This is a genomic window from Allomuricauda sp. NFXS6, assembly GCF_040148835.1.
In the GTDB taxonomy this organism is placed as follows: Bacteria; Bacteroidota; Bacteroidia; order Flavobacteriales; family Flavobacteriaceae; genus Flagellimonas.
The window spans coordinates 154,051-179,817 of sequence record NZ_JAGEMG010000008.1 but is presented as its reverse complement, the minus strand read 5'-3'; the positions used below and the strand labels follow the sequence as shown (position 1 = coordinate 179,817).

The 25,767-nt window shown below is 41.3% G+C and carries 23 protein-coding genes; 13 read left to right on the top strand and 10 right to left on the bottom strand.

Annotated features, from left to right (window positions below; genetic code table 11):
- Entirely contained in the window at window positions 1–366 is a 366-nt protein-coding gene (locus tag J4E06_RS13125; protein WP_349524400.1) for a DUF8785 domain-containing protein, read from the top strand.
- Between the two features lie 179 nt (window positions 367–545).
- Here the strand turns inward: J4E06_RS13125 and J4E06_RS13120 are convergent, their stop codons facing one another.
- Complete coding sequence (locus tag J4E06_RS13120) at window positions 546–812, bottom strand: endonuclease domain-containing protein (RefSeq protein WP_349524399.1); 267 nt, start codon at window positions 810–812, stop codon at window positions 546–548.
- A 57-nt stretch (window positions 813–869) separates the two neighbouring features.
- Between J4E06_RS13120 and J4E06_RS13115 the strand changes: the two genes are divergently transcribed.
- Window positions 870–1,415 (top strand): acyl-CoA thioesterase, encoded by a 546-nt coding sequence (locus J4E06_RS13115; protein ID WP_349524398.1) that lies wholly within the window; start codon window positions 870–872, stop codon window positions 1,413–1,415.
- On the opposite strand, the gene pgl is transcribed toward J4E06_RS13115, so the two are convergent.
- Window positions 1,396–2,121, bottom strand: a complete 726-nt coding sequence (gene pgl, locus J4E06_RS13110; protein WP_349524397.1) for a 6-phosphogluconolactonase — start codon at window positions 2,119–2,121, stop codon at window positions 1,396–1,398. The two genes, J4E06_RS13115 and pgl, sit on opposite strands and share 20 nt — an antisense overlap.
- Before the next feature lie 98 nt (window positions 2,122–2,219).
- The gene (gene zwf / locus J4E06_RS13105) at window positions 2,220–3,752 is read right to left on the bottom strand and encodes a glucose-6-phosphate dehydrogenase (protein WP_349524396.1); all 1,533 of its coding nucleotides are present in this window, start codon (window positions 3,750–3,752) and stop codon (window positions 2,220–2,222) included.
- A 160-nt stretch (window positions 3,753–3,912) separates the two neighbouring features.
- On the opposite strand from zwf, the gene gnd reads away from it, so the two are divergent.
- The 6 genes from gnd to J4E06_RS13075 all read left to right on the top strand — a co-directional run bounded on the left by gnd (window position 3,913) and on the right by J4E06_RS13075 (window position 11,008).
- Window positions 3,913–5,322, top strand: a complete 1,410-nt coding sequence (gene gnd, locus J4E06_RS13100; RefSeq protein WP_349524395.1) for an NADP-dependent phosphogluconate dehydrogenase — start codon at window positions 3,913–3,915, stop codon at window positions 5,320–5,322.
- Between the two features lie 475 nt (window positions 5,323–5,797).
- The gene (locus J4E06_RS13095; protein ID WP_349524394.1) at window positions 5,798–6,649 is read left to right on the top strand and encodes a ChaN family lipoprotein; all 852 of its coding nucleotides are present in this window, start codon (window positions 5,798–5,800) and stop codon (window positions 6,647–6,649) included.
- Between the two features lie 248 nt (window positions 6,650–6,897).
- Window positions 6,898–7,704 carry a mechanosensitive ion channel family protein gene (locus tag J4E06_RS13090; protein WP_349524392.1) on the top strand — a complete coding sequence of 269 codons (807 nt, stop codon included), beginning with the start codon at window positions 6,898–6,900 and terminating at the stop codon, window positions 7,702–7,704.
- A gap of 65 nt (window positions 7,705–7,769) precedes the next feature.
- Entirely contained in the window at window positions 7,770–9,800 is a 2,031-nt protein-coding gene (locus J4E06_RS13085) for a S9 family peptidase (protein WP_349524391.1), read from the top strand.
- An 11-nt stretch (window positions 9,801–9,811) separates the two neighbouring features.
- The gene (locus tag J4E06_RS13080; RefSeq protein ID WP_349524390.1) at window positions 9,812–10,300 is read left to right on the top strand and encodes a YybH family protein; all 489 of its coding nucleotides are present in this window, start codon (window positions 9,812–9,814) and stop codon (window positions 10,298–10,300) included.
- A gap of 177 nt (window positions 10,301–10,477) precedes the next feature.
- A complete protein-coding gene (locus J4E06_RS13075; RefSeq protein WP_349524389.1) occupies window positions 10,478–11,008 on the top strand; it encodes a YybH family protein in 531 nt (176 codons plus the stop codon).
- 107 nt (window positions 11,009–11,115) lie between these two features.
- On the opposite strand, the gene J4E06_RS13070 is transcribed toward J4E06_RS13075, so the two are convergent.
- The 4 genes from J4E06_RS13070 to J4E06_RS13055 all read right to left on the bottom strand — a co-directional run bounded on the left by J4E06_RS13070 (window position 11,116) and on the right by J4E06_RS13055 (window position 17,451).
- A complete protein-coding gene (locus tag J4E06_RS13070; RefSeq protein WP_349524388.1) occupies window positions 11,116–12,573 on the bottom strand; it encodes a TolC family protein in 1,458 nt (485 codons plus the stop codon).
- Window positions 12,533–15,802 (bottom strand): efflux RND transporter permease subunit, encoded by a 3,270-nt coding sequence (locus J4E06_RS13065; RefSeq protein ID WP_349524387.1) that lies wholly within the window; start codon window positions 15,800–15,802, stop codon window positions 12,533–12,535. The genes J4E06_RS13070 and J4E06_RS13065 overlap by 41 nt, the downstream gene beginning before the upstream one ends.
- A gap of 20 nt (window positions 15,803–15,822) precedes the next feature.
- Window positions 15,823–16,905: an efflux RND transporter periplasmic adaptor subunit gene (locus J4E06_RS13060; RefSeq protein WP_349524386.1), complete on the bottom strand. Its 1,083-nt coding sequence runs from the start codon at window positions 16,903–16,905 to the stop codon at window positions 15,823–15,825.
- A 144-nt stretch (window positions 16,906–17,049) separates the two neighbouring features.
- Window positions 17,050–17,451 carry a hypothetical protein gene (locus J4E06_RS13055; protein ID WP_349524385.1) on the bottom strand — a complete coding sequence of 134 codons (402 nt, stop codon included), beginning with the start codon at window positions 17,449–17,451 and terminating at the stop codon, window positions 17,050–17,052.
- A gap of 257 nt (window positions 17,452–17,708) precedes the next feature.
- On the opposite strand from J4E06_RS13055, the gene J4E06_RS13050 reads away from it, so the two are divergent.
- Window positions 17,709–18,296 (top strand): hypothetical protein, encoded by a 588-nt coding sequence (locus J4E06_RS13050; RefSeq protein ID WP_349524384.1) that lies wholly within the window; start codon window positions 17,709–17,711, stop codon window positions 18,294–18,296.
- Between the two features lie 191 nt (window positions 18,297–18,487).
- Here the strand turns inward: J4E06_RS13050 and carB are convergent, their stop codons facing one another.
- Window positions 18,488–21,340: a carbamoyl-phosphate synthase large subunit gene (carB, locus tag J4E06_RS13045; RefSeq protein ID WP_349524383.1), complete on the bottom strand. Its 2,853-nt coding sequence runs from the start codon at window positions 21,338–21,340 to the stop codon at window positions 18,488–18,490.
- Between the two features lie 93 nt (window positions 21,341–21,433).
- On the bottom strand, window positions 21,434–21,592 hold the full coding sequence (rpmH, locus tag J4E06_RS13040; protein WP_072882462.1) for a 50S ribosomal protein L34: 159 nt from the start codon (window positions 21,590–21,592) through the stop codon (window positions 21,434–21,436).
- A gap of 169 nt (window positions 21,593–21,761) precedes the next feature.
- Here rpmH and J4E06_RS13035 point away from each other — a divergent pair, with 169 nt between their 5' ends.
- The 4 genes from J4E06_RS13035 to J4E06_RS13020 all read left to right on the top strand — a co-directional run bounded on the left by J4E06_RS13035 (window position 21,762) and on the right by J4E06_RS13020 (window position 24,625).
- Complete coding sequence (locus J4E06_RS13035) at window positions 21,762–22,277, top strand: DUF2892 domain-containing protein (protein ID WP_349524382.1); 516 nt, start codon at window positions 21,762–21,764, stop codon at window positions 22,275–22,277.
- A gap of 15 nt (window positions 22,278–22,292) precedes the next feature.
- A complete protein-coding gene (locus J4E06_RS13030; RefSeq protein ID WP_349524381.1) occupies window positions 22,293–22,724 on the top strand; it encodes a hypothetical protein in 432 nt (143 codons plus the stop codon).
- Between the two features lie 105 nt (window positions 22,725–22,829).
- Window positions 22,830–23,489, top strand: coding sequence for a peptidoglycan DD-metalloendopeptidase family protein (locus J4E06_RS13025; protein ID WP_349524379.1), 660 nt, complete (start codon window positions 22,830–22,832; stop codon window positions 23,487–23,489).
- 422 nt (window positions 23,490–23,911) lie between these two features.
- A complete protein-coding gene (locus J4E06_RS13020) occupies window positions 23,912–24,625 on the top strand; it encodes a hypothetical protein (protein WP_349524378.1) in 714 nt (237 codons plus the stop codon).
- A gap of 132 nt (window positions 24,626–24,757) precedes the next feature.
- On the opposite strand, the gene J4E06_RS13015 is transcribed toward J4E06_RS13020, so the two are convergent.
- On the bottom strand, window positions 24,758–25,726 hold the full coding sequence (locus J4E06_RS13015; protein WP_349524377.1) for a lytic transglycosylase domain-containing protein: 969 nt from the start codon (window positions 25,724–25,726) through the stop codon (window positions 24,758–24,760).
- Window positions 25,727–25,767 lie beyond the last annotated feature (41 nt).

Sequence of the window (25,767 nt, the reverse complement as noted above, 5' to 3'; positions counted from 1 at the left end):
ATGAAAAAAATCCTGACCATATTCATTACTGCCATCATAGTTGGCGTTGTGGGCTATTTTGCTTTCATCTATTACGTTCCCTATAGTGAAGGGTATCGTTCCGGGGAACTCATCAAATTCAGTAGAAAGGGTGTTTTGGTGAAAACCTGGGAAGGGCAAATAAGCCAAGGCTTATCTGGCACCAATGTGTTCTCGTTCTCCGTGGAAGATGGTGAAAAGGAAATCATTGAAAAAATGAAAGAATATCAAGGTCAGTATATTAAGGTGACCTACAAAGAACGCTACGCTACATTTTTCTGGTTGGGCGACACCAAATATTTTATCACAGAAGTAAATTCCGAGAAATCTCCGATTCTTAGGAATTAAATAACACACCCCTAGCCCCTCTTTTTAGAGGGGAAATGGCTTCCCGCCTAAGAAGGAGGGATTGAGGGAGGTGTATTTCCTTTAGCCTCAAACTGAAAGATATATTCTTCAATCACACGCAAAACATTATCCATATCTTTTAAAACTTGGGCATCCGAAAATCTAAGTACCTGAATTCCTTATTCATTCAATCGGTTGGTTTTTTTGACATCTCTCTCCCAAACTTCCAATATTTCATGTGAATAGCCATCTACCTCTATAGCAAGCCTTAGTCTATTACAGAAAAAGTCAACAATATACTCATCAATAGGTTTTTGTCTGTGAAAATCGTATCCGTGCATCTGGTCGCGCTTTAGCTTCTGCCACAACCGTACTTCAGATTTCGTAGCATTCCTCCTGAGTTCTCTTGCAAGTTCCTTAAGCTTTGGATTATATTTGATTATCATTTTGCACGTCTTTTATTTCCCTTTCACAAAAGGGTTCTATAAAAACTCCAACAAAATATGAAAAAGTTCAAATCATCCAGAACAAGCAGGGTTTCCATTACCGAACTTATGCTTCCCTCCCATTCCAATTTTGGGGGCAAAGTTCACGGGGGGCACATTCTCAACCTTATGGACCAAATTGCCTTCGCCTGTGCCTCTAAACATTCACAAAGTTATTGTGTAACGGCTTCGGTCAATCGAGTTGATTTTCTTAATCCAATTGAAGTGGGAGAATTGGCCACACTTAAGGCTTCCATTAATTATACTGGAAAAACCTCCATGGTGGTCGGGGTTCGTGTGGAATCCGAAAATATAACTACAGGAGAAGTAAAACACTGTAACTCCTCGTACTTTACAATGGTGGCAAAGGGCGAAGACGGTAAAAATAAACCTGTGCCCGGCCTTATTTTAAAGACCAAGCAAGATATCCGTCGTTTTGCTCGCAGTAAAGAACGTAAACAATCTGCTTTTAAGCGAGACAGCAAATACGAATCCAACAACTTTAAAGTGAATGAATACTTGGAGTTTTTACAAGGTGAAAACGTTAAGATGGACTTTGATTGAGCCTTGTAGCCGCTTCCTCATCCAAAAACCAAACCAAATTACCCGATAATGGATTCACCAGAGATGCTGGATAGACTTCAGAACCTTCCGTTTTTTCGACAACGGCCTCCACTTTTTCTGCTTTTGATGCTCCCGTGACCAAAAAGGCTACTTCTTTGGCCGTGTTGATGACTTTTCCGTTGATGGAAACCCGTTTCTGGCCCGAATCGGGATGGGTTGCCACTACGCAATGGTCTTCGGAATTCCACAACTCAATTTCGTGAGGAAAAATGGAAGCGGTGTGTCCATCATCGCCCATTCCTAAAATTACCAAATCGAACTGGGGTATGTCTTCCACTCTGTCCAAATCAATTTCCAACAGATTGGCATAGCGCAAAGCTTCGCCACTGGGGTCCCTTTCACCCAATATTCGATTGATGTTTTCTTTGGGCACTTCAATTTTGGAAAAGAGATGCTCCACCGTCATTTTATAATTGCTCTCATCATCCGTTGGGGCTACGCAACGTTCATCTCCCCAATAAAAATGTACCTTGCTCCAATCCACTTTGTCGGCAAAATTTTCGGCAAGCACATCAAAAACTATTTTTGGGGTACTCCCTCCCGACAACGCGACGTGAAAAGTATCTTTATCTTTCAACTGATCTACAAAATAGCCTGAGAATTGCTTAGCTACCTCTTGCTTATCTTTATATATTTTTAAATCCATAAATTTAATTTTTTCTTCTCAACTAATCTTTCGACTGTGCTCAAGATGACACTCGAAAGAAGAATTGTTCATTGTCAATTGTTTATTGATAATTGAAGCTAGCAAATCACACAATACCCTGGGTCATCTGCTAAATTCTCACTGGGATTCCGCCAATAGCCATCATCTTCAATCAAATTATCTGCATTTTCAGGACCCCAAGCCCCAGCAGCATAACCATAGACACGAACATCTTTACCATTTTTCCAGTAGTTTAAAATAGGATCAACAAACTCCCAAGCGGCCTCGACCTCATCGGCGCGAGCATAAAGAGTGGCATCACCCTGCATAGCATCCAGCAACAGGCGTTCGTAAGCCTCCATCACGTAAGTTTCGGCCAAACTGGAATAGTAAAAGTCCAAATTGGCACGCTCAACTTTAAAGCCTTGTCCGGGAACTTTAACCCCGAACTTGATCAAGATTCCTTCATCTGGCTGGATACGGATTATCAATTTATTGTCCATCTCCTGCATTTCGGAACCTTTAAAAATTTGATGATGCGGCTTTTTAAAGTGAATCACGATTTCGGTCACCTTGGTAGGCATTCTTTTAGCCGTGCGCACATAAAACGGAACACCGTGCCAACGCCAGTTATCCACATAAAATTTAATGGCTGCATAGGTCTCCGTAGTTGAATTTGGGTCCACTCCATCTTCCTCACGGTATCCTTTCACCTTTTTTCCTCCAACTTTGGAAGCCACATACTGTGCTCTGATTGTATTTTCAAAAAGTTCCTTTTCATCCGTCATAATACGTAAAGACTTTAGAGCCTTCACTTTTTCATTTCGTATTTCTTCTGCATCTGCTCCAATAGGAGGTTCCATGACAACCAAAGAAACAATCTGCAACAAGTGATTCTGAAACATGTCACGCAAGGCTCCGGATTTATCATAATATCCCCCACGCTTTTCTACACCAACACTTTCTGCATTGGTGATTTCAACATGCTGAATGTAATTACGGTTCCAAAGTGGCTCAAAAATACTATTGGAGAAGCGGGTCACCAAGAGGTTTTGGACAGTCTCTTTGCCCAAATAATGGTCTATTCGGTAAATCTGATGTTCCTTAAAATATTTATGAAGTCCCTTGTTGAGTTCTTGTGCGGTTTCCAGACTATACCCGAAAGGCTTTTCCACAATCAAGCGCTTCCAACCATTGTTTTGGGTGTTCATACCCGCCTTGGATAAGTTCTGGGATACGGTTTCGTAAAGCGTAGGCGGTGTAGATAAATAATAAATGATGTTCCCCGAAGTGTTGTGTTTTTCTTTAAGGGCTTCCACCCGTTTTCTCAAAGAACCATAATCCGTATTATAACTATCGCCTAAATCTTCATAATAAAGCTTATCTGCAAAACCTTTTATCTTGCTTTTGTCCAAATCTTTGGTCTTCTTCTTCAAATATTCACTCTCATACACCACACGGTCCCGAAATGCTTTGTCCGAGAGGTCACTTCGGCTAACGCCCAACACCACAAAGTTTTCTGGTAATTGTTTCGCTAAATATAAATTGAACAGGGAAGGTATCAGCTTTCTTGCAGTCAAATCACCCGATGCTCCAAATATCACGAGCATCTGATTATCTGTTTTTTTCATAGTATTTTTGTTTTCTGGCGAGTTTTGCCCTTATTGACAATTCATTTTAATAAGCTGTCAATATTTTTGAGCATAACGAAGATAAGGTTTATTTTAGGTTCATAATTCAACAAATAGCAACCTTAGAGTTGTATTAACATCAAAAAAGAGAAAGTATATAATGGCGGACACGTATGATTTTGGCCTTGTGGGCCTTGGAGTAATGGGACGTAATTTTATTCTAAATGTAGCTGATAACGGGTTTACCGCATTTGGGAATGATCTTGATGAAGAAAAAGTGAACGCTTTGATCAACGAAGGGGGTAACCCATCCAAAGTGAATGCCTCCACAGAGGTCGATACATTTGTGCAATCGTTGACTACTCCCAGAAAAATTATGTTACTGGTGCCCGCGGGAAAAATTGTGGACAGCGTCATCGAGGGCCTACTTCCTTATTTGGACAAAGGTGATATTATTATTGATGGAGGAAACTCCTTTTACACCGATACCGACCGTCGCGAAGCCTATTTAAAGGAAAAGGGCATCAACTTTTTTGGTGCCGGGGTTTCTGGAGGTGCCGAAGGTGCCCGAAAAGGACCGAGCATTATGCCGGGAGGTTCCAAAGAAGCCTACCAACACGTAAAACCTATTTTTGAAGCGGTTTCCGCTAAATACAAAGGTGAGCCCTGTGTGGCCTATTTGGGTCCAAAATCCGCAGGAAACTACGTAAAAATGGTCCACAATGGTATCGAATACGGTTTGATGCAGTTGACCTCCGAGATTTATGACCTGCTCAAAAAAGCGGGAGGACTTACCAATGATGAGCTACACAAAACCTACGCAAGATGGAATGAAGGACGTTTGCAATCCTTTTTGGTGGAAATCACGTCTGAAATCTTTGATCAAAAAGACGATTTGACCGATAATGACCTTGTGGATATGATCTTGGACAAGGCCAAACAAAAGGGAACGGGGAAATGGACGTCCCAAAACGCCATGGATTTGGGCATCCCTGTACCGACTATTGACATTGCCGTGAGTATGCGTGAAATTTCCGCTCTAAAAGCGGAACGTATCAAAGCAGACGAATTGTACGAGCGTCCTACCCCAAAAGCGGTGGACAAGGAAGATTTTACGGCAAAAGCCGAGCAAGCTTTGTATTTTGCCTTTATCATCACTTACGCACAGGGAATGCACCAATTGGCCGATGCCTCCAAGGAATATGGTTACGAGCTTGAACTGGGTGAAATCGCTAAAATTTGGCGGGCAGGCTGTATTATCCGTGCCGCGATGTTGGCCGATATTACCAAAGCCTACCAAGCTGATAAAGAGTTACAGAATTTACTGCTTTCCCCTTCTTTTGTGGAAAAAGTACAAAGTACGGTGGATGCAGCAAGAGAGTTGGTTAGCTACGGAGCTACCAACGGAATTCCATTACCCGGACTTTCCAACGCACTTACCTATTTTGATGCCTACACCAGCAGTCGTTTGCCGTTGAACTTGATTCAGGCGCAACGCGATTACTTTGGTTCGCACACCTATGAACGATTGGACCGTGAGGGTGTTTTTCATACGGAGTGGGAGAGGTAACGAATTACATAATTGTTAGTGCGGAAAATTATACTCAGACGCTATTTATAAAATAGCTTTATGATAGATTTCATTGACTTAATTAAAGAATTGTAATGATGGTTGAATCAGCAATTTGGTTGATAATGCATATCAAAAGCAATCGAAAAGAGAAAAATTACGATTATTGGTTATTGTCATATGATATCAATATAGTGTTTGGGCTGATTGTATTTATCGTACTTGGCGTGTTATATGTTTTAAGGGCATTTGGAATATCAATAAACTAAGCACCATTTATTGTAGATAAAATTAGTCAGTTCGAGTGATTTTTCTTTTGAAAAATTGTAACGAGAACTAGCATTTCAAGCCAAAAACTGATTCTCGATACAAAATTCCTCTGGAATTTCACTCGAATTGACAGCTTTTGGAACATATGTCACACCTCACTTAAAAACTACAACAGTTTAACCAATAGAAAAGTTTAAAACGAAGAATGAAAAAAACACTCCTCCTAACCGCTTTTACCCTTTACCTACTAACCGTATCGGCCCAAAAAGAACCCTACGTCATCTATAACGCCAAAGGCAAAAAGGTTTCGTACAAAAAAATGCTGAAGACTTTGGAGAAAAAGGATATGGTCTTGTTCGGGGAATTGCACAACAACCCTATTGCCCATTGGTTGCAATACGAGCTTACAGCTGACCTTCATTCCAAAAGACAGCTCATTCTTGGTGCAGAAATGATCGAATCCGATAATCAAGATGAGCTCAACGATTATTTATCGGGAAAAATAGATTATAAAGCTTTGGATTCCACTGCACGGCTGTGGAACAACCATAAAACTGATTATGCTCCTTTGGTTGACTTTGCGAAGGACAGTAGTTTGGTTTTTGTGGCCTCCAACGTGCCCCGGCGCTACGCCAGTATGGTGTACAAGGACGGTTTTGAAGCGTTGGACTCGCTTACTGCCCAAGAAAAAGAATGGATTGCGCCTTTGCCCATTGCTTATGACCCCGAACTTCCGGGGTATCAAAAAATCCTAAAAATGATGGGGGACCACGGTAGCCCTACTCTAGTTATGGCTCAAGCTATTAAAGATGCGACGATGGCCCACTTCATCCTTCAAAATTACAAGGAAGGATCCTTGTTCTTGCATTACAACGGGGCCTACCACTCCAACAATTATGAGGGTATTCTGTGGTACCTGCAATTGGAACGACCTGATTTGGAATACGGGACCATTTCCACCGTAACGCAGGAAAATGTGCACAAACTGGAGGAAGAGAACAAGAATTTGGCCAACTTTATTATCTGTGTAGATACCAACATGACTACTACATATTAAATTTTCAGTTCTAGATTAGCTGTAAACCAGTTAAAAAGGGTATAAATTCCGTATTTTTAAGTGTTCCTATCAAAATGCGTAACTAACGTATGTACATTCCGGTCGGAATTTAATTGTAATGCACCCAAATGGAGGTATTTGAAAATTTACAAGATTGGTTCTCTGATCAAGCGCTCACATCAAGTATCCTTAAGTATTTGGCTTGGGTTGTCTTTATATTCATCTTAATCGCTTGGACACGAAAGTGGATGAAGAAAAATCTTCATGACAACTCCATTAAATACAAAGCACAAAAAGCAATTCAAGTTGTCGGATATCTATTGATCATTTTAATTACCATTTCCTATTTTACCGGTAGTATTAAAGATTTTGGTCTAGCTATGGGGCTTCTCACCGCAGGAATCACCATAACGTTACAAGAATTGATATTGAGCATAGCAGGTTCTTTTTATATATTTTTTGTTAGGGTCTACAAGCCGGGAGACCGCATAGAATTGAATGGCATTAAAGGGGATGTGATAGATATTGACAGTATGTACACCACTATGATGGAAATTGGTAAGTGGGTGTCCAGCGACAATTACAGCGGACGCATTGTTAAATTGAGCAATGCCTTTGTTTTTAAAGGGCCGGTTTATAATTATTCTTTGGATTTTCCATTTGTTTGGGATGAATTTGATCTACCTATAAGATATGGTTCGGATATCGAATTGGCAAAGAAAATAGTTATCTCAGTTGCCCAAGAAAATTTATCCGAATATGTCCAAAGCTCCATTGCACAATGGAAAGATGTGGTAAACAAATACTATATCGAAGATGCCCAAGTTGACCCCACACTTGCCATTACCATGACGGATAATTGGGTACAGTTTAATTTGAGGTATATTGTAGACTACAAGAAAAGAAGGGTCACCAAACATCTTCTAAACGAAGAAATCGGTAAAAGAATTCAAAAAACAAACGAAAAAGTAAGATTGGCTTCGTCCACATTTGAAATTGTCAACATACCGACTGTACATATCAATGAAACAAAAAAGACAGCTCAATCGGATTAATTAATAGTCATCAAATAAAATTTAGAACATATTTTTTTAATACTAAGCTCTTAAATACCAACCTCATGAAAAAATTACTCGGCACACTATTGCTTTTTGTTGCCATAAACCCTTTAGGGTTTGGCCAAGTACAAACCAATTTGGAACTGTTGGACATCTTCAATATGGAATATGTTTCCGACCCTCAAATTTCTCCGGATGGTTCTAAAATCATCTACGTTCGGAATTTTAAGGATGTAATGACCGACCGCAATCTATCCAATCTTTGGATTGTAAATTTTGATGGTTCCAATAATCGTCCACTAACTACTGGAAACCAAAACGACTATGCCCCCAAATGGTCGCACGATGGAACAAAAATCGTTTTCAAGTCCAATATGGCCGATGATAAAATGAAGCTGTACCTCATGTGGTTGGATACCAAGGAAACCATGGCATTGACCAATACACCGCAGTCTCCCGGTTCCGTTTCGTGGTCCTATGATGACAAGCACCTGGCCTTTTCGATGTTTGTGCCCGAAGCCAATGAGTCCATCATAAAAATGCCCGGAAAGCCGGAAGGGGCCAAATGGAACGAACCACCCAAGTATATTGACAAAATGAACTACCGTGGCGATGGTGCAGGTTACTACAAGGGTGGCAATTCACAATTATTCACCTTGCCCATCAGCGGAGGTACCCCAAAACAATTGACTTTTTCTGAATTTGACCACGGAAGTCCGATTTGGGCCAAGGACAATAGGCATCTATATTTTAGTGCCAACTTTCACAAAGATGAAGAGCAGGAACCTGCCGATAGTGAAATTTACTCCATCAATGTAAACACTGGGGAAACCACCCCGATTACCGACCGCTACGGTCCTGATGGAAACCCAGTATTGTCTCCCGATGGTTCCAAAATTGCCTATTTGGGATATGATGACCGCTTACAAGGGTATCAACTTACCCAATTGTATGTAATGAATTCTGATGGAACAGATTCTAAATTAATTTCTGGTGATTTTGACCGTGATGTGGAAGATATGGCTTGGAACAGCAAGGGCAATGGATTGTTTATTAGCTACACGGACCAAGGAATGGGTAAATTGGGTTCAATCAGCCTATCGGGAAAAGTGGATGAAATTACTGATGGTTTGGGAGGTCTATCTTTGGGAAGACCTTACAATGCAGCCAGTTTTTCTGCCTCTGACAACAACAAATTCGCATACACGATGGGCGATACCAGTCACCCTTCGGATTTGGGTGCAGCAGATACAAAAAGTTCAAAACGTTTGACTGGAGTAAACGATGACCTGTTCTCCTTCAAAAAATTGGGCAAGGTCGAAGAAATGTGGTGGGAATCCTCCTATGACCAACGAAAAATTCAAGGCTGGGTGGTTACGCCCCCTGATTTTGACCCATCCAAAAAATACCCAATGATTCTTGAGATACACGGGGGTCCTTTTACCAGTTACGGCGAAGTATATTCTGCCGAGATTCAAGCCTACGCTGCCGAAGGCTATGTGGTGCTCTACACCAATCCTCGTGGAAGTACCAGCTATGGTGAAGAATTTGGAAACCTGATACACCATGATTATCCCAACCACGATTACGAGGATTTGATGTCCGGCGTAGATGCGCTTTTGAAAAAAGGCTATGTGGATGAGGACAATTTATTTGTAACAGGTGGCTCCGGTGGTGGTGTCCTTACCGCGTGGATCGTGGGAAAAACCGACCGTTTCAAGGCTGCTGTAGTGGCCAAGCCCGTTATCAACTGGACCAGTTTTGTGCTCTATGCCGATGGTGTGCAGTTCTTTTCCAAATATTGGTTCGGGAAAAAGCCTTGGGAGGATCCAGAAAATTATATGCGACGTTCCCCACTCACCTACGTGGGTAATGTAACAACGCCTACCATGCTTTTAACAGGTGAAGAAGATTACCGTACCCCGATTGCCGAATCAGAACAGTTCTATGCGGCATTGAAATTGGAGAACGTGGAAACTGCTATGGTACGTATTCCCGGTGCTTCACACGGAATCGCGAACAAACCCAGCAACTTGATTGCCAAAATTGCAAGCGTATTGGCTTGGTTTGACAAATACAAAGGAGACGAGTAAACCCAACAACAATGAAAAACGCAATAGTGCTTTTTTTCGTTTTGACCTTGATATCCTGCGGAGAAAAACAGGACAAGGTGGTCGTGAAGCCTGTACAGACCAATGAAATTAATGTGGAAGCCGAATTGGCAAAAATTGAACAGATGCGAAAATCGTTTCAGCAGACGGTAAAAGAACAACGCTATGGAGATTTGGGGAAATTTGTAACCAAAGACTTGATTTCGATTGGTCCCGGCAGCGAGGATTGGATCGCCTATCGAAAACTGAAGGAACAGCACGGAAACAAATTCCGTTACGATAGCATAAAAATGAACCCTAAGGAAACCGTGATACTATCCGATACCATGGCCTATGATTTTGGGGTAAGTTCGGTTTACTATACCGATGAAAACGGGATAGTACACGAAATGGAGGATACTTTTTTGGTGATTATGAAGAAGACCGCGAACGGCGAGTGGAAGTTGTATAGGGAAATTGCATCGTCCTTGGTCGTTGAATAAAAATGAAATGCCCTTTGCGCATTTTGAACATAAAACTTAGTTGTAGATGTCAGTTCGAGTGATTTTGTGAAAAGAGAAATCGTATCGAGAACCTTTTTTGGATAAAAATGTACAACGGTTAGATATAGTTCCCCAACAAAATTCATTGTTTGTAAATAACTCAATAACTATATCCTTATGAAAAATCAATCTGTACCAATCCTTTCAGGTTTACTGATTATTCTTTTTGTTGCAAGTTGCGAACAGCCCACTCCTGAACCAAAATCAGGAGAAGAATATTCTGCCCAAATTCAAAAAATCATTGAAGAAAAAAACGAAAAGATTGAAGCGTTTTATGCCAAGGGGATGATTGACTCCGCTGCTGTACATTTTGCCGATGACTGTATCCAATTTATGCCCAACCAACCCGCTGTTGTTGGAGTGGAAAACTATAAAGCCACGTGGAAACAGAACATTCGATTTGGAAAATGGGAGTTTAACCTCAACACTCAAGAAGTGAAAGCAAGTGGTGACTTGGCCACAGAATACGGGAAATACACGCTTACATTTTCCCCTAATGAAACCTCACCAATTCCAGCAATGGAAGATAAAGGGAACTATATGGTGCTCTGGGAAAAAATAGGTGATGAATGGAAAGCGGTCTGGGATGCACCCGTTACCGAATTACCGTTGCCTAGTCAGGCTCCTGATTCAACCATGATGGAATAAATTCATCCTCACCTAGAAATCAGAAGCCCGATTTACAAATGTAAACCGGGCTTCATTTTGGGTAAATCAATAGCCAAGACAGTAGGTAAAACTATTGATTTGGGACATTAATTCCAGCCACCGCCCAAGGCGCGGTACATATTTACCTGGGCCAATAACTGATCCTTTTTGGTTTCTACCAATTCCATACGGGATTCCAAGGCCTCACGTTGCGCCAAAAGCACTTCAATATATTCTACCCTAGCGGATTGGAACAATCGTGTAGAGAGGTCTATGGATTCCGTTAGGGCCTGTACTTGACCATCCTTTAATTCATAGCTCTTTTTTAAGTTATCAATGTTGGACAACTGGTTGGCCACCTCTATATAGGCATTCAAAATAGACTTCTCATATTCGTACACCGCCTGCAACTGTCGGGCCGTAGCATTCTTGTACTGAGCTTTGATTGCATTTCTGTTAATCAAAGGCGCTACCATATCCCCAATCGCCGAATACAATACGGATTCTGGTGTTGTGGTGAGGTATTTTGTATCAAAAGCCTCCAGACCTAATCCCGCTTTAATTGTAAACTGTGGGTAAAAATTGGCCCTCGCTGCTTTGGTATCCAATTTGGCTGCTGCCAATTCAAACTCGGCACTTCGCACATCGGGCCGATTCTCCAATAATTGCGAAGGTATTCCAGCGTTAATGGTATCAATGGACATATCAATAAAATTATCGGACTCCCTTTGTATATGCTGTGGGGATCGACCAATCAAAAAATTCAATCGATTCTCCGCTTCCACGATTTCCTGCTGAATTTCATATTTATGGCTTTGGTTTTTCAAAACTTCCGCCTGAAAACGCTTAACGGCCAATTCCGTGGCACGGGCAGCCTGCTTTTGTAGTTTCACCATGCGCAACGCATTCTGCTGAATCTCCAAGTTTTGGTCTATGATGGCCATTTGATTGTCCAAGGCCATTAATTCGTAGTACGAATCGGCAATCTCCGCCACCAGATTGGTCACCATAAAGTTTTTGCCCTCAACGCTGGAAAGGTATTCGTAGACCGCTGCTTTTTTCTCATTACGGAGCTTCTTCCATACATCCAGCTCCCAAGAGGCGAAGGCTCCGACCATATAATTGGTCAGGGGTTCGGGGAACTCTTCGTCTTCCTTCACCACGAGGTTTTTTTCCACAGCTCCATTACGGGTATATTCACCAACTTTTTCCACTTCGGCACCTGCCTGAAGGTTTACAAAAGGTAAGTACTCCCCTTTCTTGGCCTGAATCCTGTTTTGGGCCATATCCACTTGCTGCAACATAATGTTCAACTCTTGGTTTTTTACCAAAGCAGAATCAATCAGCACAATAAGATTGGGGTCCTTGAAAAATCTTCTCCATTCCACCAATCCTGTATTTACGGTATCGGTGGATTGATTCTGATAATTCTCGGGGACCGCTACATTCTCGTCCCTAACCTCACGAGTGGGCACACAAGAATAAAGGGCCATCATTGCTATCATTACAACTAAAAGTGATTTTCTATGCTTCATTTTGGTCACCGTTTTTGTTATTCTTTCCATTTCTTGTGGTCATTTTTTTCAAAAGTTTATTCACTTCTTTTAAACGAGTTCGCAATTTGCTCTCGTTGTCATTATTCTTGAAGAACTCTTCAGAAATCGGTTCATCATGCTCATCTTTAATAAGACTCTTACCATCTGCCATTTTAGCAAATACATAGTAAAGGCCTGGAATCAACAAGACCCCAAAAATGGTACCGATAAGCATACCTCCCAAGGCTGAACCACCAATGGTTCGATTACCTATGGCTCCTGCACCTGTGGCCACTACCAAGGGAATTAAACCAGCAATAAAGGCAAAAGATGTCATCAAAATTGGCCTAAAACGTTGCTTGGAACCTTCAATAGCAGCTTCGAGTATCGTAGCACCCTGTCGGTGTTTCTGGACGGCAAATTCCACAATCAATACTGCATTCTTACCTAAGAGCCCTACCAACATGATCATACCAATTTGGGCATACACATCGTTGGACAATCCCATTAACTTCAACAGGAAGAATGAACCAAATACCCCGACCGGAAGTGATAGAATCACGGCCAATGGAAGCAAGAAACTCTCGTATTGGGCAGCCAATACCAAATACACGAATATGAGCACTACGATGAAAATATATATGGACTCGTTTCCACGTTGCGCTTCATCGTAAGAGAGACCTTCCCATGCAATATCATACCCCCTTGGTAATTTTTGTTCTGCCACCTCTTTTATAGCGTCAATGGCATCTCCACTGGTATATCCTTTGGCAGGCAATCCGCGAATAGCAGCAGAGTTGTACAAATTGTAGCGGGTTACCTCATTTGGCCCGAGGCGTTTCTCCATGGTCATAAAAGATGAGTAGGGTACCATCTCCCCTTCTTCATTTTTCACAAAGAGTTTTTCCAAATCGGACGGCATACCGCGATACTCAGGGGCTGCTTGGGTATACACTTTAAAGAATCGGCCAAAACGGATAAACCCTTGTTCGTAGGTACTACCGATAAGAATGTTCAAATTTTCCATGGCTTTTCCTATGGAAACACCTTTCTGCATGGCCGCTTTATTATTGATCTTCAGCTCATACTGTGGATAATTGGCGGCATAAAAGGTAAATAAGCCTGCCAATTCCTTACGTTCGCGCAAGGCATCCATAAAATCGTTGTTGATCCTTTCGAACTCATGATAATCCGTGCTATTGGTCTTGTCCAACAAACGCATGGCGAAACCACCTGACGAACCGAAACCTGGAACCGCCGGTGGCTCAAAGTATTCGATTACAGCTCCAAGGTCTTTGGTCTCTTCTTCCAGCTCCTCCATAATCTCATGAACGGAATGTTCCCGTTCTGACCATGGTTTTAAGTTAATAAGACAAGTTCCCGCATTGGAGCCTCGGCCTTCCGTCATAATCTCATAACCTGCCAAGGAGGAAACGGATTCAACACCTTCGGTCTCCTCACAAATGGCTTGGAGTTTTCTGGCTACCTCATTGGTTCTCTCCAAAGTAGCACCTGGAGGGGTCTGGATGATGGCATATATCATCCCTTGGTCTTCATTGGGGATAAATCCGGCTGGTAATACTTGGTTGGTAAAGAAAATACCGGCACAGAAAGCCAGTAATACACCAAAAGTGACCACTCTTCGGTTTACAATCTTGTTCAACACCCCAACATAGCGTCCCGTAAGTTTCTCAAACCTGCCATTAAACCAATCTATAAATCGGTTTACGGGTGATTTCCGTTTTGTTTTACCATGGGTGTTTTTCAACATCATGGCACATAGAACCGGCGTTAAGGTAAGGGCCACTATGGCAGATATTACAATAGAGCCTGCCATGGTGATGGAAAACTGTCTATAGAAAACCCCCACGGGTCCTGTCATAAAAGAAATAGGGATAAAAACAGAGGTCATTACCAAGGTAATGGCAACAATAGCTCCACCAATTTCACCCAGTACTTCGTAAGATGCTTTATAGGGTGTAAGATTTTCTTCTTCCATTTTTACATGGACGGCCTCCACTACTACAATGGCGTTGTCTACCACAATACCGATAGCCAATACGAGGGCAAAAAGTGTAATCAAGTTAATGGACAGCCCAAAAAGTTGCATTACAAAGAATGCTCCTATCAGCGATACGGGCACGGCAATGATCGGAATTAAAGTAGAACGCCAATCACCCAAGAACAGGAATACCACAATGGCCACTAAAATAAAGGCATCACGGAGGGTGTGCAGTACTTGATCTATGGATGCGTCCAAGAAGTTGGATACGTCATAACTGATCTTATAATCGATGCCTGGTGGCATTTCAGTTTCCAGCTCCGCTAGTTTTTCTTTTACCGATTTAATGACATCGCTACCGTTACTTCCGAAAGTCTGTTTTAATACTATGGATGCCGATGGTTTTCCGTCCAAGTTGGAATAAATATCAAAGAACTCACTTCCGAGTTCCACATCGGCGACGTCGCCTAATTTTAAAATCTCTCCTTCTTCGTTGGCTTTAACAATGATATCCTTGTATTGTTGAGGTTCATTGTACCTGTTTTGATAAACCAAAACATATTCCAACGATTGTGCTTTTTTACCGGAACTTCTACCCAAACGTCCAGGCCTGGCCAGAATACTTTGTTCTTCCATGGCCTTCAGTACTTCTTCTGCAGAAATATTATAGGCTCGCATACGATCTGGTTTCAGCCAGACCCGCATGGCGAACTTACGGCTACCTAGAATTTTAGCACTCGCTATACCATTTATCCGCTGGATTTCAGGAATCATTTTAGTGTATGCGTAGTTGTACAGGAATTTTTCATCATTGTCCTTGGCATCACTGTACAGGTTCACATACATTAACATACTGGGCTGCACCGGGGTTATGATTACCCCTTCGCGCTGTACCAGTTCAGGCAATAACGGCATTACTTGGTCTACACGTGTTTTTACCCGCACCACGGCTTGGTTGGGGTCGGTGCCTGGTTCAAAGATTACCCTCAAAGTTCCTTCCCCAGCACTAGTTGCATCAGAAGCGATATACCGCATCCCTTGCACCCCGTTAATGGAAGTTTCCAAAGGAATTAGGGTAGAATTTACCAATACATCGGCACTTGAACCTGGGTAAGCAATAAAAATATTGACCGTGGTCGGTGCGATTTGCGGGAACTGCGAAATAGGCAGTTGTTTTATGGCCAACAATCCCGTAAACACTATTATGACCGAAATCACAATGGCCAATACAGGTCTGTGTATAAATTTTTTAAACATTTTTAAAGATTATAGGATTGTTACTCAGAATACAACTCTAGGTGAGACAGTACGGATTCGGGTTTTTCGAATTCGTACTGAATCTTTTCTCCGCTCCGTACCATTCGGATACCTTCCAGCAGTACTTTATCGTTCAGTGAAAGTCCTTTTTCTACCACAAAGAGGTGTGGCAGCTCAGCTCCTACAACTATTTCCCGTTGTTGTACGGTATCGTTTTGATCAATTACAAAAACAAACTTTTTGTCCAACACTTCAAAAGTGGCCTTTTGGGGAATAAGCATCGCTTTATCCAACGGCACCTTCATTAAAATGCTTCCTGTTTCGCCATGTCTCAAAATACCATCAGGGTTGGGAAAGGTTGCCCTAAAGGCAATGTTCCCCGTTTCGTGGTTAAACTCTCCCTCGATGGTCTCCACTATACCTGGCTGATTGAACCTTTTGTTATTGGCCATTAAAAGCTCTACTGCTTGTTTTTCATTTCTTTTCGCACTTGTAATGTAATCGAGATACTCTGCTTCGGGCACATTAAAATACACCCACATTTTAGAGTTGTCGGAGAGTTTGGTCAGTAGTTCTCCTTCATCCAAAAGACTTCCTTCCCTAACTTCGAGATGATCCATTATGCCATCGAAAGGGGCTCGGATGTCTGTAAAGCCCAAATGGGTTTCCGCCAGACTAACCTCTGCTTTGGCCCTATCCAATTCTGCTTTGGCCATGGCCAGCTCATTGGCTGAAACAACGTTGCCGTCTGCCAGTAATTTGGTGTTTTTATATTCAATTTCGGCCACTTCGGCTTCGGCCTTTGCCTTTTGCAGGTCGGCTTGGTAAACATTGGGCATAATATGGAACATTCGCTGTCCTTTTTTTACATGCTGCCCTTCATCCACATAAATATGTTGTAGGTAGCCTTTTTCCAAAGCCCTAAGCTCTATATGTCTAGTAGAATGTATTTGACATACGTAGTCTTTTGTGATTGATGTGTCCATTTGGATAGGACTGGACACGAGAAATTTGGTTTCTTCCTTATTTTCGTGTTTTTTGGATTCGCAACTTGTATAGCAGAATGCCACAAACAAGCCGATGAAGATGGAAAATCTCCTCATAGTTTTATTATTTAAAAAATGTTTAGAAATAGGTCAAGGGAAGTCAGCATCCACATAAAGAGACCTGCCCTTGGTTATTGATTGTTACCCAAAGGGTTGCGGATTGTTGCAAAGCGCAGTGGCGTCTTCGCTAAAAAGTAAATCCTAAATTCGGAATACCTGAAACCTAACGTGCTTCCTTATGGACGAGGCAGACTTGGCCACGGAAAGTTCTTTGTTCGTGTTAGATTCCAAAAACAATTGCCCCCAGGAGGCTGCAAATAAATTGGTAGTCAAGCAACTGCCTTGCTCCAAAGATAAACTATGTGATGTTGCTTCTTCCTCTCGCTCTTCTTGTTCTTCAAGGTCGATTTCTGTACAATGCCTTTTCTCAATTCCTAATTGCAGCGCATTGAATGTAGCGGAGGAATGTTGGTTTTCTACATTTTGAAAATAACAGGCATCATCCGCAACCGAAGTTTGTTGCGAATCGGTGTATAAATTGATGAATCCTCCCAGCAATAGGATACAGAGGGGAATCCAATATTTTGCAAATGCCTTTTTCATTTGGAGCACAAAGCTAAATCACCTAAACTTCTCCGACAAATAGTACCTGTTAATTATGGTTAAAATCGATTTACGGGCTATTTTTATTGATGAAAAATTCGTAGAGCCCATTTAAAAATCCATTTATCATAAACTTGAATTTTCAGGCAATGACGAATTTGGGTCAAAAATCAATTTTCAAGAGAAAGTTTAAGGATGTGTGCATACCAATTATTAATATTTTATCTTAGATGTTATAGAAATACAATCGTTTCTTTATGAAAAATCGTATTCCTGCTATCATTTTTCTGCTGCTTTTGTCCACTACATCTTGTATCAATTCCAAAAGCAAAAAAGATGATTCCACTTTAGGAGCGAACTCTTACCATACCATTTCTATTGATGGGAATTACCGATTGGACCTTCCTAAATTTATGACGGGGACTACGGGTCTGAACGAGGAAGCCTCCCTACAATACCAAAGTTTGCTCAAGGAAGCTTATTTACTTGTGATTGATGAACCCAAAGCCGATTTTGAAGAGGTTTATCGGGTCTTGGAACAATATGATGATGAACTCTCTGTGCTGCAAAATTACCGAGATGCCAGACTGCAAATACTTTCCAGGACTACTGAAATCAACAACAAATCAGAACCACAATCCCTAAGAATCAATGGGCTAGATGCAGAAACAGTGGAACTGGACGCAATTGTTAATGGTATGGATAATGAAATCTCCTATTTTTTGACCTTTGTTGAAGGTGAGGATAACGTTTATATGATCATGGCATGGACCTTAAAGGACAAAAAGATAGAGCATAAAAAAACCTTTAAAACGATTGCCGAATCTTTTGAACTGATTGATTAGCAGACCGCTTTAAAGGTTTATGTGCTTGTTCTCTTTAATTGTCAATTCGAGTAAAATTCTTAAGGAATTTTGTATCGAGAATAGAGCCTTAACTTGATGCTGTGGTTCTCGATACGATTTTTTCAAATAAAAATCACTCGAACTGACATATTGCCATATTAAGGGTTAAATAACCTGATTTGTTATACTATCTACTTACTCAAGTACATTTTTCGTCTTGCGTACAAGTTGTAGAACTCATCGTCCTTTAAACTATCTATGAAGAGGATACTCTCCCCGGTACTCTTCATTTCAGGCCCCAAGTTTTTATTCACGTTAGGGAACTTGTTGAACGAGAACACTGGTTGCTTAATTGCATAACCATCCAAATGTGGCTTAAAGTCAAAATCCTTGACTTTTTTATCGCCCAACATTACTTTGGTGGCATAGTTGACATAAGGTTCGCCATAAGCCTTGGCAATAAAGGGAACCGTACGAGAGGCCCTTGGGTTGGCCTCGATGATGTAAACAATATCATCCTTAACCGCAAATTGAATGTTAATCAAACCTACGGTATTGAGTGCCAAAGCAATCTTTTTGGTGTGGTCTTTAATTTGTTGCATCACGAATTCACCGAGGTTAAACGGCGGAAGCGTAGCGTTGGAGTCACCTGAGTGGATTCCACAAGGCTCAATATGCTCCATGATGCCGATAATATAAACGTCCTCACCATCGCAAATGGCATCGGCCTCTGCTTCAATGGCCCCGTCCAAGTAGTGATCTAGTAATAGTTTGTTGTTCGGTATTTTACGCAACAAATCCACCACGTGGGCTTCCAGTTCTTCTTTGTTGATCACGATTTTCATCCCCTGTCCACCCAACACATAAGATGGTCTTACCAACAATGGGAATTTTAAATCCTCTGCCAAATCCAGAGCTTCATCTGCGGTTTCAGCCACTCCGAATCTTGGGTAAGGAATGTCGTTATCTTTCAATAATGTGGAGAAACTTCCTCTATCCTCGGCCAAGTCCAAGGACTTAAAGCTTGTCCCAATAATATTGATGCCATATTTGTCCAGCTTTTCGGCAAGCTTCAATGCAGTTTGCCCTCCCAATTGTACAATGACACCTTCTGGTTTTTCGTGAAGAATGATATCGTAAATATGTTCCCAGAACACGGGCTCAAAATATAATTTGTCCGCCGTATCAAAATCTGTGGAAACGGTTTCTGGGTTACAGTTGATCATAATGGTTTCATAACCACATTCCGCTGCGGCCAAAACACCGTGCACACAACAATAATCGAACTCGATTCCTTGACCAATTCGGTTAGGTCCAGAACCTAGCACCACTACTTTTTTCTTATCCGTAACCACACTATCGTTGGCTACGTAGCGCTCACCGTCAGCGGTTTCTATTTCTTCTTCAAACGTGGAATAGTAATATGGAGTCACTGCTTTAAACTCAGCAGCACAGGTATCCACCAACTTATAGACGCGGTTGATGCTCAAATCCATACGCTTGCTGTGCACCTCGCTTTCCCAACAATCCAACATATGGGCAATTTGTCTGTCGGCGAAACCTTTTTGCTTCGCTTCCAGCAACAATGCCTTTGGCAAGCTTTCTATGGTGTATTTTGATATTTCCATTTCCAAGAAGTGCAATTCCTCGTATTGTTTCAGGAACCACATATCTATCTTGGTGATTTCCTGGATACGTTTTAATGGAATTCCCAGTTGAATGGCATCGTAGATTACAAATACCCTGTCCCAACTCGGCACTCTTAATTTATCAATGATGGTTTCGTAATCCTTGTACCCCTTGCCATCGGCACCCAATCCATTTCGTTTGATTTCGAGGGACTGTGTGGCCTTGTGCAGGGCTTCTTGGAACGATCGTCCAATGCCCATCACCTCTCCTACAGACTTCATCTGAAGGCCCAGTGTTCTGTCGGAACCTTCGAACTTATCAAAGTTCCATCGTGGTATTTTTACGATTACATAATCCAAAGTTGGCTCAAACAGGGCTGAAGTAGATTGGGTAATTTGGTTGTCCAACTCATCCAAAGTGTAGCCAATGGCCAATTTGGCAGCAATTTTTGCAATCGGATATCCCGTTGCTTTGGATGCCAAAGCGGACGACCTAGATACCCTTGGGTTGATTTCGATTGCGATAATATCCTCTTTCTCATCTGGGCTCACAGCAAACTGTACATTACATCCACCGGCGAAGTCCCCTATACTGCGCATCATGTGGATAGCCATATCCCGCATCCGTTGGAACGTTCTGTCGGACAAGGTCATCGCAGGTGCCACGGTAATGGAGTCCCCTGTATGGATGCCCATGGGATCCATATTCTCTATGGTACAGATGATGACCACGTTGTCATTTTTGTCACGTAGCAGCTCCAGTTCGTATTCTTTCCAGCCCATTAAGGCCTTATCGATCATTACCTCGTGAATTGGGGACACCTCCAGGCCATAGCTCAACATATCGTCGAACTCTGCTGGATCGTGTACGATGGCCGCTCCTGCCCCACCAAGCGTAAAGGAGGCTCGAATCACCAACGGAAACCCGAATTCCTGGGCAATTTCCTTTCCTTTTAGGAAGGATGTTGCAGAGGCCTGTGGAGGCATTCCTATACCAATTTTGAGCATCAACTCCCTAAACTTTTCACGGTCTTCGGTAATGTTGATGGCGTCGATATCCACCCCTATGATTTTTACTCCAAAATCTTCCCAAATACCTTTGTCATCGGCCTCGATACAAAGGTTCAATGCGGTTTGTCCGCCCATAGTTGGCAATACCGCATCAATATTTGGATGTTTTTTAAGTATTTCTACGATTGACTTCGTCGTCAATGGTTTTAGATAAACGTGGTCCGCCATGGTGGGGTCCGTCATAATGGTAGCGGGATTGCTGTTTATCAAAATGGTTTCGATACCATCTTCCCGTAGGGAACGAAGCGCTTGGGAACCAGAATAATCGAACTCACATGCCTGACCGATAATGATCGGGCCAGAACCAATAATCAAAATGGAATTTAAATCTTTTCTTTTGGGCATTTTCTTTAGGGGTTTCTCGTTATCTGCTTATATGTCAAAAAAAAGGTGTTACTGGAAAAGTAACACCTTTAATTTAAATAATAAATACTATCATTATTTTTTATGTCTTGGCTCAGAGGAAACAGTTAATCTCTTTCTTCCCTTGGCTCTTCTTCTCGCAAGAACTTTTCTACCATTGGCAGTCGCCATGCGCTCCCTAAAACCATGCTTGTTTCTTCTCTTCCTTTTGGATGGTTGATACGTTCTTTTCATTTCCGAACTGTTTTATGGATTTTGATGTCGGGAAATTTGTTTTCCCTAAAAAATTCTGGGCGCAAATATACGAAGACTTTTTACTTTGGCAAGCCCAAACTTAAAATATTTAATTAAGTTTTTAGTACTTTTGCGAGCGCTTAACAACAGGTAAAAATCACTAGACCGTATGTTCAATAAAAATATCAAGCTCGTTATTGCCGTTCTTATCATTGCCTATGCCGTTTACCAGTTTGTGGAAGGCAACATTGGCAACGGAATTGCGTTGATTTTGCTATCCTTCGTCTTCATTTTTCTATACTTTAGAAATGAGTTTATCCTATTGGCCTTTCTTAAAATGAGAAAGCAGGATATGGATGGCGTGCAACGCTGGCTTGATAAAATAAAGAACCCAGAGTCCGCTTTGATCAAAAAACAAGTGGGATACTATAACTACTTGCACGGAATCATCTACTCCCAAAAAAACCTGACGCAGGCTGAAAAGTACTTTAAAAAGGCCCTGAAATATGGGTTGACCATGGATTATGATGTGGCCATGGCCAAATTGAGCTTGGCGGGCATCGCCATGCAAAAACGCAGAAAGCGTGAGGCCACCCAATTGTTAAAAGAGGCCAAGAAATTGGACAAGAACAATATGCTTACCGACCAAATTAAGATGATGCAGCAGCAGATGAAGAAGATTTAGGTTTTATTCTAAAAAATGAAAACCGTCCACGCTGAACAAAATTGGAAAGGCTTTTTCTCATATTTAGATGGGTATGAAACAGCTGAACAATATATTGAAGTTGAATTTTCAATGAAAATTATATTTAGTGGAGAATCATTTGTTGGAACTTTTTCTAGCTCAGAATCTAAACATGTGTTTGACGAACCTCCCAAAGTAAAAGGGTTTGTTGAAGATGGTAAGATTAGTTTTATCTTGAAATATCCTTTCTCTTATTTTAAAGATGAAAATGGAAAGTTTCATACTGACAAGACAACCACACACCCCGAAGTACATTATCTAGGTTTTTTCAATGAAGATAAATCGATGGTCGAAGGAAATTGGGAAATGGTCAAATTTCTTGACCAATCTTTAAATGATTATACGGAAGAAATATTCAATGGTACTTTTGAGATGAGAAGGAGTTAATGAAAGTTCCTCATAATAAACGGTCTTCTGACAATAAATAAACTTCCCCTAATAATGTTTTAGTTATTCTAATTAGAATTTCGCTCAAATCTACTTTATTTATTTATGTACTACCCCCTCAACCTCAACGGCGTCAACATCCACCCCCTATTTGGTGATTTCCTAAAAGGAAAGCCTTACATCTTTGATTTCTCCTCTAACAACCCCAAAACACTGGAATACAACCTTACTGATTTCAAGCAGTTCAATGCCATGGTTTTTGATGAGTTGGAGGCATCTGCCCATCAATGGGGCATTGGCAGATATTTGGAAGAACGAAAAACGCTTCTACGGGCTTACCCGAACATTATCGAGGAACAACGGTATTATCATCTCGGTCTGGATATTATCGTACCGTATGACACCCCAATGTATGCTCCCCTGGATGCCGAAGTTTTTCAAATAGGTAAAGAAACTACAGTGGGTAACTATGGAGGCTACATCATCCTAAAACATGACATCAACGGTGTCGTCTTTTATTCCTTGTATGGGCACTTGAAAACACCACATTTAGTCCAAGTTGGAGAAAAAATAAAGGCAGGTCAACAGTTTGCGCACATAGGGCAGGAAAGTGATAGCGGCGGGTGGTTTTGCCATGTGCATTTACAAATCCTTACCCAAGCAGCAATTGATGCTGGATATTCCGATTGGGGATACATTTCGCCAGCATTACTGCCGAAAGTGGAAACGTATTTCCCTTCTCCTTACTTTCTGTTTAAATACTAAAAGAGAACCTGGTCTAAGAACCTATTTTCCAGTACTCCCCACTCGATAGTACCCTTTATTCGGGATTTCGATGGTGTATTTTTAGGTGAAGTATTGTTAAATGCAACATAGTATTGTCCTAACAAAACTTATGCGGGTTTAATTGTAAACCCTGAATTAAGATGATGCAGCAGCAGATGAAGAAGGTTTAGGTCTTCCTTCCACCTATTTTTATTCTGAATGATTAGGCGTCACTACTATCCATAATTGGTCAATTCCTACTGGAACATTTACTCAACTTCTTATCCTGAACTTGTTTCGGCAATTGGAAGATCTTCACCCTTGGAACGAATAATATCTTTAACGATTAGGGTCATTTAGATTTTCTTGCAACGTTGTAGAAAAATGGTCGTCTTTAAATAAATGATTTAAAAGACGTAGTTATGAATGAAAATTTCAATTCATTAAAAAAGGAGCTTATGCAATTAAAACATCGTAGCAGGATTAAAGATATTTTCTTCGTCATATTAATTATAGTTATCTACTTTTTATCAAAGCAAAATAGCTTTAGGTATGATAAAATTATTCGTGTTCAGGGTATTGTAGTAGAAGATGCTAATGGTAAGGAAAGGATACTCATTGGAGCACCTATTCCATATGCGAAAAACAGAGCAAGAACGGATACCACAAAAATTAAGGAAACCTGGGGGAAAAGATTTGGTGAAAAATATATGAATTGGTACAGAGAATACAACCATAAAGCAAACGGAATGGTAATATTGGACGAAAATGGTTGGGACAAAGTTATAGTTGGCGACCCTGCACCCGACCCAATTATTGGTAAAAGAATAGGCAATTCTACCGGAATAATAGTTAACGATAAAACGGGTTTGGAAAGAACAGGCTATGGTATTTTAGATGTTAACGGTAGCGATAGGGTTGTACTAGGTCTTGATAATGGCAATGGAACAGAAGGAGCAACTCTTTCACTAATGCCTGATGGAACTACAGGCCTGAATTTGAACTCGGACAATCAAACCATATTTATCGGAAAAGCGGCAAAAGGGAATTGGAATTCTCCAGACAAAGAAGAGTTTCATGGCATAATAATCCGAGATGTAGAAAAAGGTGAAAAAATAATAACACAAGAAAATTGAGACAAAGACATCTGCAATAATAGCAGCAATTTATGACCGTAGAGCCCTTTGGCTATAAGCATTAAGAAGCCTGGAGATTACTCCGTTACCAAATTATTCCCAAAACCGCTAGACAACATTCCAAGTTAAAACCTACTTCCCCATATTCCCCACTCGATAGTACCCTTTATTCGGGATTTCGATGGTATATTTTTTACGGGAAGCATTGTTCAAGTGCGGTTCGCGCAACCAAGGGTTGTGGCGCTTCAACACTTTGTAGTTGATTTCATAAAGCTCCGCAAAATCGGCCCAATTGGTTACCACAGAATCTACTTCCACTTTAAAAGTTGGCACCTTTTCATACATATCCTCTTCTTCCAATTGGAAACCATACTTGTCACGATTGGAAATAATCTCCTTAATGGCCAAAATACGGAATACGTAACGTCCGGTCTCCTGCCCCAAGAGCAAATCGTAGTAATCATCCACTTGTTGTATGCCCATATATTTTTGTATACCGGCAGGTCCCGCGTTATAAGCAGCCGCTGTCAAGGTCCAACTTCCAAATCGGTCTTTCCACTTGTTCAGGTAGTCACAAGCTACTTGGGTAGCTTTTTCTATGTGATAGCGTTCATCCACATTATCGTTCACCTCAAGGCCATATTCCCGCCCAGTGCCTTTCATAATTTGCCAAAAACCTGTGGCACCCGCCGGGGAAACCACGTTTTCCAATCCACTTTCGGCGACGGCCAGGTATTTAAAATCATCCGGGATGCCATTCTTTTTAAGAATGGGCTCGATTATCGGAAAATATTTATTGGCCCGCTTCATCAACAAAAGGGCATTGGACTGCCAATAGGTGTTTACCAAAAACTCACGATCTACTCGCTCCATGATTTCAGGATCTTCTTGTGGAACCGGTTCTCCCGCAAAATTTAAATCCTTAGGAATTTCGATGGCGCTGATCTGATAGGTATCTGCTACATTTTTATCCGTAGATTCTGCTTTATACTCCTTTATCAAAGGACTTTCCTCTGTTTCACTTGACTGCACGGCAAAAATCAATGTGCTTCCTACAGCAATCAATCCTATTATGGCAAGTATATTTTTAATGTATTTCATAGCTATTCATTTTAAAGTACCGTAAAGATACTATTATATAG